General features: G+C 34.8%; 15 protein-coding genes, 1 tRNA gene and 1 pseudogene. 12 read left to right on the plus strand and 5 right to left on the minus strand.

The genetic code is table 11. The annotated features are described in order from the left end of the window. Positions 1-350: 350 nt before the first annotated feature. Positions 351-424, plus strand: a tRNA-Arg gene (locus OZD64_RS01075). A gap of 8 nt (positions 425-432) precedes the next feature. Here the strand turns inward: OZD64_RS01075 and OZD64_RS01080 are convergent. Together OZD64_RS01080 and OZD64_RS01085 are read right to left on the minus strand one after the other, a co-directional pair. Further along, positions 433-1,383 carry a complex I NDUFA9 subunit family protein gene (locus tag OZD64_RS01080; RefSeq protein ID WP_010082395.1) on the minus strand — a complete coding sequence of 317 codons (951 nt, stop codon included), beginning with the start codon at positions 1,381-1,383 and terminating at the stop codon, positions 433-435. 50 nt (positions 1,384-1,433) lie between these two features. After that, on the minus strand, positions 1,434-2,963 hold the full coding sequence (locus OZD64_RS01085; RefSeq protein ID WP_274999148.1) for a UDP-N-acetylmuramoyl-tripeptide--D-alanyl-D-alanine ligase: 1,530 nt from the start codon (positions 2,961-2,963) through the stop codon (positions 1,434-1,436). A 183-nt stretch (positions 2,964-3,146) separates the two neighbouring features. On the opposite strand from OZD64_RS01085, the gene OZD64_RS01090 reads away from it, so the two are divergent. The 7 genes from OZD64_RS01090 to mdh are packed head-to-tail and all read left to right on the plus strand — an operon-like array spanning position 3,147 to position 6,961. After that, on the plus strand, positions 3,147-3,914 hold the full coding sequence (locus tag OZD64_RS01090) for a hypothetical protein (RefSeq protein WP_274999149.1): 768 nt from the start codon (positions 3,147-3,149) through the stop codon (positions 3,912-3,914). Between the two features lie 16 nt (positions 3,915-3,930). Beyond that, the gene (locus OZD64_RS01095) at positions 3,931-4,188 is read left to right on the plus strand and encodes a hypothetical protein (protein ID WP_010082357.1); all 258 of its coding nucleotides are present in this window, start codon (positions 3,931-3,933) and stop codon (positions 4,186-4,188) included. A gap of 3 nt (positions 4,189-4,191) precedes the next feature. Then, positions 4,192-4,560 (plus strand): HIT domain-containing protein, encoded by a 369-nt coding sequence (locus OZD64_RS01100; protein ID WP_010082356.1) that lies wholly within the window; start codon positions 4,192-4,194, stop codon positions 4,558-4,560. A gap of 18 nt (positions 4,561-4,578) precedes the next feature. Further along, positions 4,579-4,932 (plus strand): NADH-quinone oxidoreductase subunit A, encoded by a 354-nt coding sequence (locus OZD64_RS01105; protein ID WP_265044541.1) that lies wholly within the window; start codon positions 4,579-4,581, stop codon positions 4,930-4,932. Positions 4,933-4,935: 3 nt separating this feature from the next. Further along, entirely contained in the window at positions 4,936-5,442 is a 507-nt protein-coding gene (locus OZD64_RS01110) for a NuoB/complex I 20 kDa subunit family protein (RefSeq protein ID WP_266408742.1), read from the plus strand. Further along, positions 5,435-6,007 (plus strand): NADH-quinone oxidoreductase subunit C, encoded by a 573-nt coding sequence (locus tag OZD64_RS01115; RefSeq protein WP_006279573.1) that lies wholly within the window; start codon positions 5,435-5,437, stop codon positions 6,005-6,007. Before OZD64_RS01110 ends, OZD64_RS01115 begins: the two co-directional genes overlap by 8 nt. A gap of 3 nt (positions 6,008-6,010) precedes the next feature. Beyond that, on the plus strand, positions 6,011-6,961 hold the full coding sequence (gene mdh / locus OZD64_RS01120) for a malate dehydrogenase (RefSeq protein ID WP_007548577.1): 951 nt from the start codon (positions 6,011-6,013) through the stop codon (positions 6,959-6,961). 27 nt (positions 6,962-6,988) lie between these two features. On the opposite strand, the gene OZD64_RS01125 is transcribed toward mdh, so the two are convergent. The 3 genes from OZD64_RS01125 to OZD64_RS01135 are packed head-to-tail and all read right to left on the minus strand — an operon-like array spanning position 6,989 to position 8,851. After that, positions 6,989-7,756, minus strand: a complete 768-nt coding sequence (locus OZD64_RS01125) for a TatD family hydrolase (RefSeq protein WP_274999150.1) — start codon at positions 7,754-7,756, stop codon at positions 6,989-6,991. Continuing rightward, positions 7,753-8,241 carry an RNA pyrophosphohydrolase gene (locus OZD64_RS01130; protein WP_006279569.1) on the minus strand — a complete coding sequence of 163 codons (489 nt, stop codon included), beginning with the start codon at positions 8,239-8,241 and terminating at the stop codon, positions 7,753-7,755. The genes OZD64_RS01125 and OZD64_RS01130 overlap by 4 nt, the downstream gene beginning before the upstream one ends. Continuing rightward, a complete protein-coding gene (locus OZD64_RS01135) occupies positions 8,234-8,851 on the minus strand; it encodes an AAA family ATPase (RefSeq protein WP_274999151.1) in 618 nt (205 codons plus the stop codon). The genes OZD64_RS01130 and OZD64_RS01135 overlap by 8 nt, the downstream gene beginning before the upstream one ends. A gap of 179 nt (positions 8,852-9,030) precedes the next feature. Here OZD64_RS01135 and rsfS point away from each other — a divergent pair, with 179 nt between their 5' ends. From rsfS to OZD64_RS06820, 4 genes and pseudogenes are all read left to right on the plus strand, one after another. Beyond that, a complete protein-coding gene (rsfS, locus tag OZD64_RS01140) occupies positions 9,031-9,348 on the plus strand; it encodes a ribosome silencing factor (RefSeq protein ID WP_006279567.1) in 318 nt (105 codons plus the stop codon). After that, positions 9,339-9,578 carry a hypothetical protein gene (locus OZD64_RS01145; protein ID WP_010963049.1) on the plus strand — a complete coding sequence of 80 codons (240 nt, stop codon included), beginning with the start codon at positions 9,339-9,341 and terminating at the stop codon, positions 9,576-9,578. Before rsfS ends, OZD64_RS01145 begins: the two co-directional genes overlap by 10 nt. A 1-nt stretch (position 9,579) precedes the next feature. Then, positions 9,580-10,830, plus strand: coding sequence for a tyrosine--tRNA ligase (gene tyrS, locus OZD64_RS01150; RefSeq protein WP_007548582.1), 1,251 nt, complete (start codon positions 9,580-9,582; stop codon positions 10,828-10,830). Between the two features lie 398 nt (positions 10,831-11,228). Continuing rightward, a pseudogene (locus OZD64_RS06820) lies at positions 11,229-11,787 on the plus strand (transposase); the annotation flags it as partial.

The following is an 11,787-nucleotide window of genomic DNA, read 5'->3' on the forward strand; positions in this document are numbered from 1 at the left end:
TCAGCTTATTTAGATAAAAATCTAGATGTAGATGAAGTTTTGTAAAGACATACAGTATCTATATACTGCAAAAAATTGAACATAAGACGCGGATACATTAAGTAATCCTTACCTTTTAATCTGCAGATTGGCGAAAGCAAATACAATAGCTTCACTATCATGATAAGGGCGCTGGCGAAGGGTGTCAAGTAAGTTTCTATATAATATTTTCTAAAATAAATAGACTTCTCGCATCCAATTTTGGCAGCGCGCAACACACAACTGCAATGACAAGGTGTCGCAAGATAAACATCATATTCACACGAAGTACTTGACTTCACTTGTACTAAGAAGCATTTTATATATGTTGTGTGCCCGTAGCTCAGCTGGATAGAGCAACAGCCTTCTAAGCTGTGGGTCGTAGGTTCGAATCCCACCGGGCACACTCTTTTATCAATACTTTCTATAAATCTTCAAGTACTCTGGCACCACATTTTCAATTGCTAATGGTCGAACCTTCATTGTTTCAAGGTCAACTGACTTTTCGATTGAACTATTCATCATAACTTTCACCTGATCTTGAGTAAGCATAGGGTTCGTATCTCCGGTTATTGGTTTTAGCAGCATAGAAATAATTTTATTTTCTAAAAAGAAAGCTATTAACTTTGCCATTGGAAAAGATACATTGATCAACAAACACTTTCTGTTAGTAACATTCAGAATAAACTTCAATAAGCTTTTGAAAGAGTAAACCTTTGGTCCACCCATGTTATAAATTTTCTTGTCTTGCTTATTAAAACTGATAATACGATATACCACTTCAGCTAAGTCTGTTACACATATTGGCTGAAATTTAGTTGTTCCATTGCCAATTAGTGGTAAGAAAGGAAGAATAGTTGCTAATCTTGCAAATTTATTAAAGAAGTTGTCTTCTTTACCAAATACAAGGCTTGGCCTAATTATTATTGCTTTTTGAAATGCTGAAGTTACAGCTTTTTCACCTTCCAATTTACTTTTGGCATATTTTGACAACTTGCTATTTTCTATTCCCATAGCAGAAAAATGTATCATCATAGGTACATTTTTCATTTTTGCAGCTTTTGCTATCCTTTCAGCTATTTTAACGTGAACAGCGTAAAAATCGTGCTTTTTTGCTTCATATAATATTCCCACTAAGTTTATAGCTACATCACATTCTTCCATACCATCCAGAACTGATTTTTCATCAAAAAAATCGCCTTTAAATATTGATATTTGTCCTAAATTGCCACACAATTTTAAACAAGCAGCTTTTTCCTGATTACGAGTGAATATCTTTATTAAATATCCTTCTGCTGCCAAGCGTCTTACGATGTGTTTCCCTATAAACCCCGTTCCACCAAAAATAATTACACGTTTTGTCACAATTAAAGTTCCTAATAATTTGTTACTGTAAATTAATACAATGATTTCGCTTAATATTTTATTACGAATTCCCGTACAATAAGATCCATTTTCATTCCTCGTGAGCCTTTAACTAGAATTGCGTCATTATTCTGAATAATGTTAGCTAAATCACTTTTCAATTGATTAGAATCATTAAAATGCGTGCCTCTTATATTATCTGGCAAAAGCTCATGCAATTCTAACATAAATTTACCAACTGTATAAACTTTATCTATATTATTTTCTGTGATAATCTTAACCAAATCTGTATGAAACTCTATGCTTTCATCACCAAGTTCCAACATATCACCAAGCAAAGCTACTTTTCTCTGATTAGAATATGTACTCAAAGTTTTTATTGCAGTTTTCATCGAAGCAGGGCTGGCGTTATAGGAGTCATCAATTAAATGTATATATTTTTTATTGCATTTGACCTTATGAATATTGCCTCTACCTTTCGCTACACTAAAATTCTTAAGTGCAAGTGGTAATTTTGATAAATCAAGTCCGAGGCTTTGCACAACTGCTGCAACAGCAAGTAGCGAATAAGCAAAATGCTCACCTTGTACACGTAAATTACAGTTTATAATTTGATTATCACTCAGCCTGATTTTTAAACTTAATCTATTAGCAACTCGGTTTGATGTTATTCCAGCGCGTGACGCTGGAATCCAGTCTTTATTATACAACCGTCTGATATGCTCATTTGCAATTGAACTTCCTGGATCCAAGTAGTCAAGCACTGGGATGACAGAAGATAGTGCTGAAATGACAGAAGATTCATCGTTTCTTATTAAGTTTAGTAAACAAACTTCAGCATTTTTATCTTTACCGAAGCTTATTACATTTCTATTGGCGTGTGATGAGAGATAATCATAATATTTATTATCTCTGCTTAAAACCAAAGTACCGTTATTTTTCATACCATACAGAATTTCTAACTTCGCTTGTGCAACGTCAAATAGTGATGAAAAATTTTCAGTATGTGCAGGTTCGATGTTGGTAATAACTGCAATATTCGGATTACTAATTTTTGATAATTCTTTTATTTCACCAGCTTTATTCATTCCCATTTCAAGAATTAAGTACTGGCAGTTTTTTGGAGCTTTCAGAATTGTCAAAGGCAATCCTATATTATTATTTAAGTTACCTTCGTTTGCATGGGACACTCCATATTGCGATAAAACAGTGTGTAGCATATCCTTTGTAGTGGTTTTTCCGACACTGCCTGTAACTGCAATAACTTTAGCATCAATAAGAACATTTCTAATGTAATATGATGCCATATCGTGCAAAGCTTTCAGGGTATCTTGTACAATAATGAGAGGGAAACTTTTATATTTACCCTCACTCACTATTGCAGCGATAGCCCCTTTTAAAAACGCTTCATGCAAAAAATTATGGCCATCAAAATTCTTTCCCTTGAGGGCAATAAATAAATCACCTTTTTTTATGCTTCTTGTGTCCGTTGAAATATTTGAGCTATGTATCCAATTACAACCATTTACGTCTCTTCCGCCAGTTGCATCAATGATATTATTTGTGTTCCATTTAAACATAATTTAGAGTATTCTTTATAATAAATTGAACAATAAAAGTAGCGAAAATACTACATGTTTTAGACAATGTGCAAATAATGGTTGCAATCCCTATAATTCTATCTTATAATGGATGTAGAAGTTTAAATTTTTTCGTCTATAATTAAAATGTATTTAGTTGTAGAAAGTACCTTGGAGGTATGTATGTTCACAGGAAAAAATGAAAAATCTACTTCTATACTAGCTAAAGTTGGTAATGCAGCTTCGGGAGTAGGAAGTTTTCTGGGTAGAGGTGTAAAAGTTCTAGTCAAGGGTGCAGTGTACCCTATATGGCCAAAGAATTGGTTTAAGTCGTGGGATGAAATGCGGCACGACATAAAAAATGGCGGACGTTCTATTATTGGCAACCCACTTGAAGAATATGATCCACCTATAGAAACCACACAAGCTAGTGAGGATCTTGGTGTCCAAATAATGGAGCAAAAGAAAGGAACAGGAAAGGTAACTTTTTTAGCATCAAGGACTCTGACAGGGGATATACCCTATTTGACGCCAGAACGATTAGGTGAAATAAAGCAAAACCTGCCAAATATAACTATCTTTAAAGAAGAAAATAAAATTGTAATTGAAGTTGATGTTAAAAAAATAATTGAAGACATTAAATATAAAGGAAAGAGTCCAGAGGAGATAAAAAAGCTTGCTATTGAAGAAATTAAACAAAAAGTTGACGGTAACCTTAAAGATCTAGCAAAAATTACTGGTGGAGAATTTAAAGTTCACACAGACTTAAAATTGCTGTATGGTATTGCAGAAAAATTGTATAAGGAATATGATAATCAAAAGCAGTCATCAGACAAAGTTGTGAAGTCTGATGTTGGTCAGCCTTCAGAAACTATAGCTTCAGGTGAGAAAAAATGGGCGCAAGAAGCTATAAAAGCAGGTAAGTCGCAAAGTTGTGGAATGCAAAAATAAGTTATAGGGGAGTATTATGAGTGAAGCTAAAAAAATAGAGGAAAGACATCATAGTCTAACTGTTCCTGGGGATATGTATCACTTACAACCAGGAGTTATTACTGGAAAAAGGGTAAGTGGAATAGAACCCTTTTTGAAAGAACAGCAGGACATGGTAAAAGTAAGGGAACTTGTAAGCTCTTTAAATCTTGAAGATGCTTCTGGTGATGCGATAAAACCACTATCTACACCTAATGTAGAGAAAAACGAAGAAAGAGGGAAAGGTCGCTCTTAAAATATGAGCAATGAAGTTTATGATAGCGATAACATCTTTGCTCAAATATTAAGAGGTGAGTTACCTTGTGAGAAGGTACATGAAAATGAAAATGTACTAGCTTTTCATGATAAGTACCCTGACGCACCAGTTCATATTTTAGTTATATCAAAAAATCAATATATTTCATATGATGATTTCATTCTAAAAGCTCCTGAAGAGGAAATAGCGGATTTCTTCAAAACTGTAAGAGAGATAGCACACAAATATAATCTAGAAAAAACAGGATATAGATTAGTCACTAACTACGGTGAAAATGGAGAGCAGGTTGTACCACACTTTCACGTGCATATTTTAGGTGGTAAAAAGTTAGGAAAGCATGTAAACTCATAGTGTTATATGTTTTGTTAAATGAGCGAATATTTAACCATAGTAATCTTTATCTGCGTATCAATTGTAGTATCTTTTGCTTTAGGTATATTGCCTATGTTTCTTGCAGTGAGTAAGCCAGATGGTGAAAAGCTTTCCACATATGAGTGTGGCTTCAATCCACTATCCAGTGCAAGGAAAAATTTTGACATTAAATTTTACCTAGTTTCAATATTATTTATAATATTTGACTTAGAAATTGTTTTTCTTTTTCCTTGGGCTGTTTCTTTATCTAAGATAAGCTATGGTGGATTTTGGTCTATGATGGTATTTCTTGCAATACTCACTATAGGTTTTATCTATGAATGGTGTAAAGGTGCATTAGAGTGGGAGTAGTTTATGACAAATCAAATTCTATCTAATGATGACTGGGGTCTTTATAAAAAAGAAGGGTTTCTTGTCACTAAATTTGGTGATTTAACAGATTATGTAATGAATTGGGCAAGGTCTGGTTCATTGTGGCCAATGACATTTGGTCTTGCATGTTGCGCAGTTGAGATGATGCATACTGCATCCAGCCGTTATGATCTTGATAGATATGGTATAATGTTTCGTGCAAGCCCACGTCAATCAGATGTGATGATTGTTGCTGGCACACTAACTAATAAAATGGCAGCAGCATTGCGCAAGGTTTATGATCAAATGGCAGACCCGAAGTATGTTATTTCCATGGGAAGTTGTGCAAATGGTGGTGGTTATTACCATTACTCTTATTCAGTAGTCCGAGGCTGTGATAGAATTGTGCCAGTTGACGTGTATGTCCCTGGATGCCCACCAACCGCTGAGGCGTTGCTATATGGAATGCTATGCCTACAAAACAAAATAAAACGGACTCGGAATGGATAAAACTGCAAAGTATATACAAAAAAAGACCAAATGCGAGTGCATTCAAAAAGATGATGGCATTATTGTAATATATTCAACTTTAGATGAAATTGAAAAGTACCTATTCTTTCTACGTGATGATGAAAAGTGTAGGTTTGAACTATTAGTTGATATTTTTGGGGTTGACTATCCAAATAGAGAGAAGCGTTTCGAGCTAATATACAATCTACTCAGCATTGTGCATAATATTAGAGTACACATAAAGCTTCAGTTATGTGAAAGCGACATGCCTCCAAGTGTAGCGAAGATATTTAGTACGGCTTTGTGGTTTGAGCGTGAAGTGTTTGATATGTATGGAATAGAGTTTTCTGATCACCCTGATTTGCGTAGGATTCTAACAGACTATGGATTCAAAGGTCATCCAATGTTAAAAGATTTCCCTCTCACTGGTTATGAGGAAGTAAGATATGATATAGAGACAAAAAAGGTTGTGTATAATCCTATAGATTTACCGCAAGATTTTCGTATGTTTGATAGCTTATCGCCTTGGGAAGGTAAAACCATAAAAGTAAATACAAAGGAGTAGAAAATGACAGTACAAAGAAAAAAAATATCTTTAATCGGTGCAGGAAATATCGGTGGAACTCTCACCCATATGATTGCACTAAGGGAACTCGGTGATGTTGTTTTACTTGATATTAGTGATGGAATACCACAAGGTAAAGCACTCGACATAGCAGAATCATCCCCTATTGATGGATTTAATGTCAATATTACTGGCACAAATAGGTATGAAGATATAAAAAACTCCGATGCAATTATAATAACCGCTGGCATCGCTAGAAAACCTGGAATGAGCAGGGATGACCTCCTGCAAACCAATGCTAAAGTAATGAAGGAGGTTGGCGAAAATATTAAAAAATATTCTCCAAACGCGTTTGTAATAGTGGTTACCAACCCTTTGGATGCCATGGTTTCAGTGGTGCATAAATTTTCAAACCTTCCAACTAATATGATTGTTGGCATGGCAGGAGTGCTTGATTCTTCCCGTTTTCGTTACTTTCTTGCAAGTGAGTTAAATATCTCAGTTGAAGATATATCTGCTTTTGTGCTTGGAGGACATGGCGACACTATGGTACCACTAATCAATTGTGCTTCAGTTGCTGGAGTTCCACTTACTCAAATTATCGATATGGGTCTTATCACACAGAAAAAAGTCGATGAAATAGTTGAACGCACTCGCAATGGCGGTAAAGAAATAGTTGATCTGCTTAAGTCTGGATCTGCATACTACGCTCCTGCATCTTCAGCTATATGCATGTTAGAATCATATTTAAAAGATAAGAGGCGCATATTACCATGTGCTGCTTACCTTAATGGTGAATATGGTGTAGAAGAGTTGTTTATTGGTGTTCCTGTAATTATTGGAAAAAACGGAATTGAAAAGATCCTAGAAGTTAAAATGAATGATAGTGAACAAGAAATGTTTAATAAGTCTGTAAACTCGGTGAGAGAGCTGGTGAAATCTTTAGGTTCATAAGCAAATTAATGGTTTTATAGAGCTTCTTTATAGCTCAAACAGCCTAAAAAAGTTGCTTGTGGTTACCTTCGCTACTTGTTCTGGTGACTCATTCCACAACTCTGCCAAACAATCAACAACGTATTTCACCATTGCTGGTTCATTCTTTTTTCCCCTATAAGGCTCAGGTGATAGATATGGTGCATCAGTTTCGACTAAAACACGCTCGCGTGGTACATTTTGTGCAATTTCTCTGAGTAAGCTCGCATTTTTAAAAGTAATAATTCCAGAAAATGAAATATATAACCCCAAATCTATAGATTGATAAGCAAGTTCTTTAGAGGAAGCAAAGCAGTGCATTACTCCACTAAAAGCACCGGCTTTCATTTCTGACCTTAACATATCGATCATCTCATTATCAGCGCTTCTTGTGTGAATAACTAAAGGTAGTCCAGTTATTCTTGACGCTTCTATATGTAATGCAACCCTTTTTTTCTGATTGTCTTTGTTGTCAGATTTATAAAAATCTAACCCGGTTTCACCGATACTAATTACCTTTTGGTTCTTGGTAAATTCAACTAATTCATCAACATGTATACACTCACCGTTTTCTATAGCAGCATCAAGCGGATGTATACCAACAGAGGAGTAGACCTGATCATAGGATGAAGAAATTTTTAATAACTTAGGAACATCGTCAATGCTTACGCATATGTTATGCAAAACCTTTACACCATTTTGCTCTGCCCTTGAAATTACTTTTGGTATTTCATCGTCAGAAAAATAAATCAAGTGGCAATGAGAATCTACTATCATGAGCTTATTGTTGAGGCTTTTATTATAGAAGAAAACTCTTCTATCACTGTTTTATAAACTTCTTTTTTAAATGATATAGCACTGGCTACTAAACTATCTATACCTTGCCAACGCCACTCTTTGAACTCTGGATGACCAGTATAATTAATATCAATGTCCTCATCCTCTCCGCAAAACTTCATTAAGAACCACCTTTGCTTTTGACCAGAATATTTTCCATTCCAGCATATTGGTATAACTTCTTCAGGCAAGTTGTAGTATATCCAATCCTTGCTTTTAGTTATAACCTTTACTTTATTAGTACCAACCTCCTCTAGCAACTCACGTAACGCTGCTTGTTCCAGTTCCTCACCATCATCAACACCTCCTTGTGGCATCTGCCAGTAAGAATCGCTATCAAAGCGTTTTCCAATAAAGGCATGTCCTTGTCTGTTAAATAGCATTATGCCAACACAAGGACGGTACTTATCTTTCTGCTCAACCACGAGTACGCTCTGTTTTTAAATGATTTGTTACAGAAGTTTTAATTAATTTTCCATTTTTTTCTTTCTTCATCTCTTCAACAATTTTCTTTGCAACTTCCTTTGCACTCAAGTTCGAGTTATCAATTTCAAGCGAACCCTCAGGTATAAATAGCCTTTTCCCTTCAATTTTCTTTATAGCAAAATCCGGATCAGTAATTTTATTTTCCTGATATCTCTCTTCTGATTGGACACGTCTTACTAGTTTTTCATTATTACAATGTAATACTACAGAAAAAATTTCCATGTCCATTTTTTTACTTAAATTTACCACTGAGTTATATAATCTTTGGTCATAGGGATCACCCTCTATCAATTTATTTGTAAATATATAATGTTTTGATTTTACGTAGTGTTTTTCCAGTATTGCTAATACATTTTCCCTAACTGCAAAAATTTTTTCCCATAGGTCATCTGGAACTTCAACGTTTTGTAATTTAACAATATCAAATATAATATTATTGAATAGATTATTGCTTACTATTACTGCACCAATGATTTTACACAGTTCCTTTGCAGTAGTAAACTTACCACTGCCTGGAAAGCCGATTAAGTAGATGAGAGTCTTGCCCATAATGAATACTAGTAAAAAGCTATTTTCAATTATATAAAAAGTATATACATTGTACATGCTAAAAACATGATGATAAAATAGATGCAGGTAATACCTTTAACAAGTAGTTGCGTTGAAAATAGTTCATATTTAGAAATTTTGAGTATATAATTATAAATGAATCATATAACCTGTAAACAATGCTTAGCGATATGGAATCGATAAGAAGTACAATTGAAGAGATAATAGATCAAAATAAAGGTCATGATATAGTAACTTTTGATGTGCAGAATAAAACCGTTATTGCAAAATATATGATTATTGCATCTGGTGATTCAAGCCGTCACGTTAAAGCTTTAGCTGAGCACGTAATAAAAAGCCTCAAGCCACATGATAAAATAGATGTAGAAGGTATGGATGAAGGCAATTGGGTAGTTTTGAATTTTCAAGGCATAATGGTTCACATATTCAGGCCGGAAGTAAGGGAGTATTATAAAATAGAAGAGTTATGGAACTGATTGCCTGGATAGCTGGTGCACAACTGCACAAACGTTGTAATTTTGAAGGCAACTCCTGCACAGGTAGTGGTGTCATGAAAGTAGCTGACACTGGAATCCAGTTTTTCATGCAATTTCATCGGAAACGTTGTATAGTGTGCTTGTTTATAATTAAGTTCCAGTGTCTGGGCACTGGCTTCTCTATTAGGGTTACCTTCGGCATTAATGACAGGATAGACTGGGGTTTATAAAATGAAACACGCATCTGAATTTTTAAATTTCATCCAAGAAAGAGGGTACCTATACCAATGCACAAACATTGAAGGACTAGATCAATTATTATTGCAGAGCAATTATATAGTTGCATACATTGGGTTTGATTGCACAGCACCAAGTCTTCATGCTGGTCACCTAATTCAGATTATGATGCTCTGTCACCTACAAAAATTTGGTTATAAGCCGATAGTCTTACTTGGAGGTGGCACAACAAAAATTGGTGACCCATCCTTCAAAGATAAAGCAAGAAGCATCTTGCCTGTAGAGAACATCAATCAAAATACATCCAGTATAAGGAGAATATTAGAGAAAATGGTGTCTTTTAATGACAGCAAGACTGGTGCAATGATAGTAAATAACGCAGATTGGTTGGATAACATAAAATACATAGATTTTTTGCGTGATATAGGAGCTTATTTTTCTGTAAATCGTATGCTAAGTTTTGATAGTGTGAAAACCAGGCTGGATAGAGAGCAAACCTTAAGCTTTCTAGAATTTAATTACATGCTATTGCAAGCTTACGACTTTATTGAATTAAACAAAAAATATGATTGTCGTCTGCAGATTGGAGGGTCAGACCAGTGGGGAAATATAGTAAACGGAATTGAACTTGGAAAAAAGTTGAATTTACCTGAGCTATTTGGCCTTACCATGCCTCTTTTATTAAATGCACAAGGAAAAAAAATGGGCAAAACTGAAAGTGGAGCAGTGTGGCTTGATGATAATATGCTAAAGCCTTACGACTACTGGCAATATTTTCGCAACGTTGATGATCAAGATGTTGGACGTTTTTTAAGATTGCTCACTGATGTGCCAATTGATGAGATTAGAAAATTAGAGTCTTTAAAGGATCAAGAAATAAATGAAGCAAAAAAGGTCTTGGCAACAGAAGTGACAAAAATATGTCATGGTGACAAAGAAGCGGAACTTGCACAATTTGCTGCAATTTCTGCTTTTGAGAATGAAGATAGCTCACTACTTCCTGATTACATCATAAAAAAAGAACAAGTTGCAAGCGGCATATCCTTAGTAGACCTACTACATGACACCGGTTTTGAACCTTCAAAAGGCGCTGCAAAGCGTTTAATACAGGGCAACGGATGCAAGATTAATGATAATGTTGTAAACAATATTGATCATGTAATAAATTTCGAAAGCTTTAAAGATCAGCCATTTATAAAATTATCTGCAGGAAAGAAACGCCATATAAAAGTTGTGGTAGATTAGGTCTCGAAGTAAGAAAACAAATTTTATACAAGTGAGAAATTAGATATGGAGCAAATTTTCAAAATTCGAGAATTATGTATAAAACAACTGGAAAGATAGTAGAAAGCGAAATTCTATTATATATAGCTAAAGTGGCTTAGGTTTACCTACAATTTGAAAAACAACAAATTCGTCATTCCGCTACTCATTAGCGGAATCTATACCGCGAATGAATCCATAACTGTACGGACATTGCAATTTGGGCCTACCAGGAGGGCAATGCCTCTTATCCAAGTACCCTCTTCTTGTCATCCAAGTAGCCGACACTGGGATGGCTTTGTTGCATAGCAACTGAAAAAATCTGGTGGCTACTGACAAAATTCATTATAAAATAGCCATTTAACCTTGAAAGAAAAAATATGCCACAAAAAATGAGGGTCAGTAACCATAGCGAATATAACAAATTTCTAGAAAAAAGAGGAAATATTTTTCATTATATCAACGAAGCCATAGAAAAGTGGTACGAGAATGGTCCAAAAATACCAGGTGGCAACAATATTTATAGCGATAAAGTTGTAATTTTGGTGCACATAATAACTTGTTTATTTAGAATAGGCCTGAGGCAAACAGTTGGGTTTATAGCAGGATACCTTGAGCAAATTGGGAAAAATTTGCAAGTTATCAGCTATTCACAATCATCAAAAGAAACTCAATATTAAGATCAATGATTGCAGAAAATAATATGGAAGATATCGAAATTGCTATAGACAGTACAGGAATTAGTATATACAACAACACTCCTGGTCATAGCAAAGAAAATAGCGAAGATAGAAAGTATCGCAGCTATGAACAGACAAGAAAATTGCATGTAATGTTGAATACAAACAGCAAAAAAGCCATAGCTGTAAAATACAGTAACGGCTGATCACTATGGAGCTTGTGATTTGCTAAAAGAAGTCGATTTTCAGTATGTCATAA

Origin of the sequence: Wolbachia endosymbiont of Drosophila tristis, from assembly GCF_028981745.1 — a bacterium.
In the GTDB taxonomy this organism is placed as follows: Bacteria; Pseudomonadota; Alphaproteobacteria; order Rickettsiales; family Anaplasmataceae; genus Wolbachia; species Wolbachia pipientis.

Bases quoted from the DNA above. Each gene is read 5' to 3' on its own strand.
- OZD64_RS01085 (WP_274999148.1), bottom strand. From the start codon at position 2,963: ATGTTTAAATGGAACACAAATAATATCATTGATGCAACTGGCGGAAGA.
- OZD64_RS01090 (WP_274999149.1), top strand. From the start codon at position 3,147: ATGTTCACAGGAAAAAATGAAAAATCTACTTCTATACTAGCTAAAGTT.
- OZD64_RS01095 (WP_010082357.1), top strand. From the start codon at position 3,931: ATGAGTGAAGCTAAAAAAATAGAGGAAAGACATCATAGTCTAACTGTT.
- OZD64_RS01100 (WP_010082356.1), top strand. From the start codon at position 4,192: ATGAGCAATGAAGTTTATGATAGCGATAACATCTTTGCTCAAATATTA.
- OZD64_RS01105 (WP_265044541.1), top strand. From the start codon at position 4,579: ATGAGCGAATATTTAACCATAGTAATCTTTATCTGCGTATCAATTGTA.
- OZD64_RS01110 (WP_266408742.1), top strand. From the start codon at position 4,936: ATGACAAATCAAATTCTATCTAATGATGACTGGGGTCTTTATAAAAAA.
- OZD64_RS01115 (WP_006279573.1), top strand. From the start codon at position 5,435: ATGGATAAAACTGCAAAGTATATACAAAAAAAGACCAAATGCGAGTGC.
- mdh (WP_007548577.1), top strand. From the start codon at position 6,011: ATGACAGTACAAAGAAAAAAAATATCTTTAATCGGTGCAGGAAATATC.
- OZD64_RS01125 (WP_274999150.1), bottom strand. From the start codon at position 7,756: ATGATAGTAGATTCTCATTGCCACTTGATTTATTTTTCTGACGATGAA.
- OZD64_RS01135 (WP_274999151.1), bottom strand. From the start codon at position 8,851: ATGGGCAAGACTCTCATCTACTTAATCGGCTTTCCAGGCAGTGGTAAG.
- rsfS (WP_006279567.1), top strand. From the start codon at position 9,031: ATGCTTAGCGATATGGAATCGATAAGAAGTACAATTGAAGAGATAATA.
- OZD64_RS01145 (WP_010963049.1), top strand. From the start codon at position 9,339: ATGGAACTGATTGCCTGGATAGCTGGTGCACAACTGCACAAACGTTGT.
- tyrS (WP_007548582.1), top strand. From the start codon at position 9,580: ATGAAACACGCATCTGAATTTTTAAATTTCATCCAAGAAAGAGGGTAC.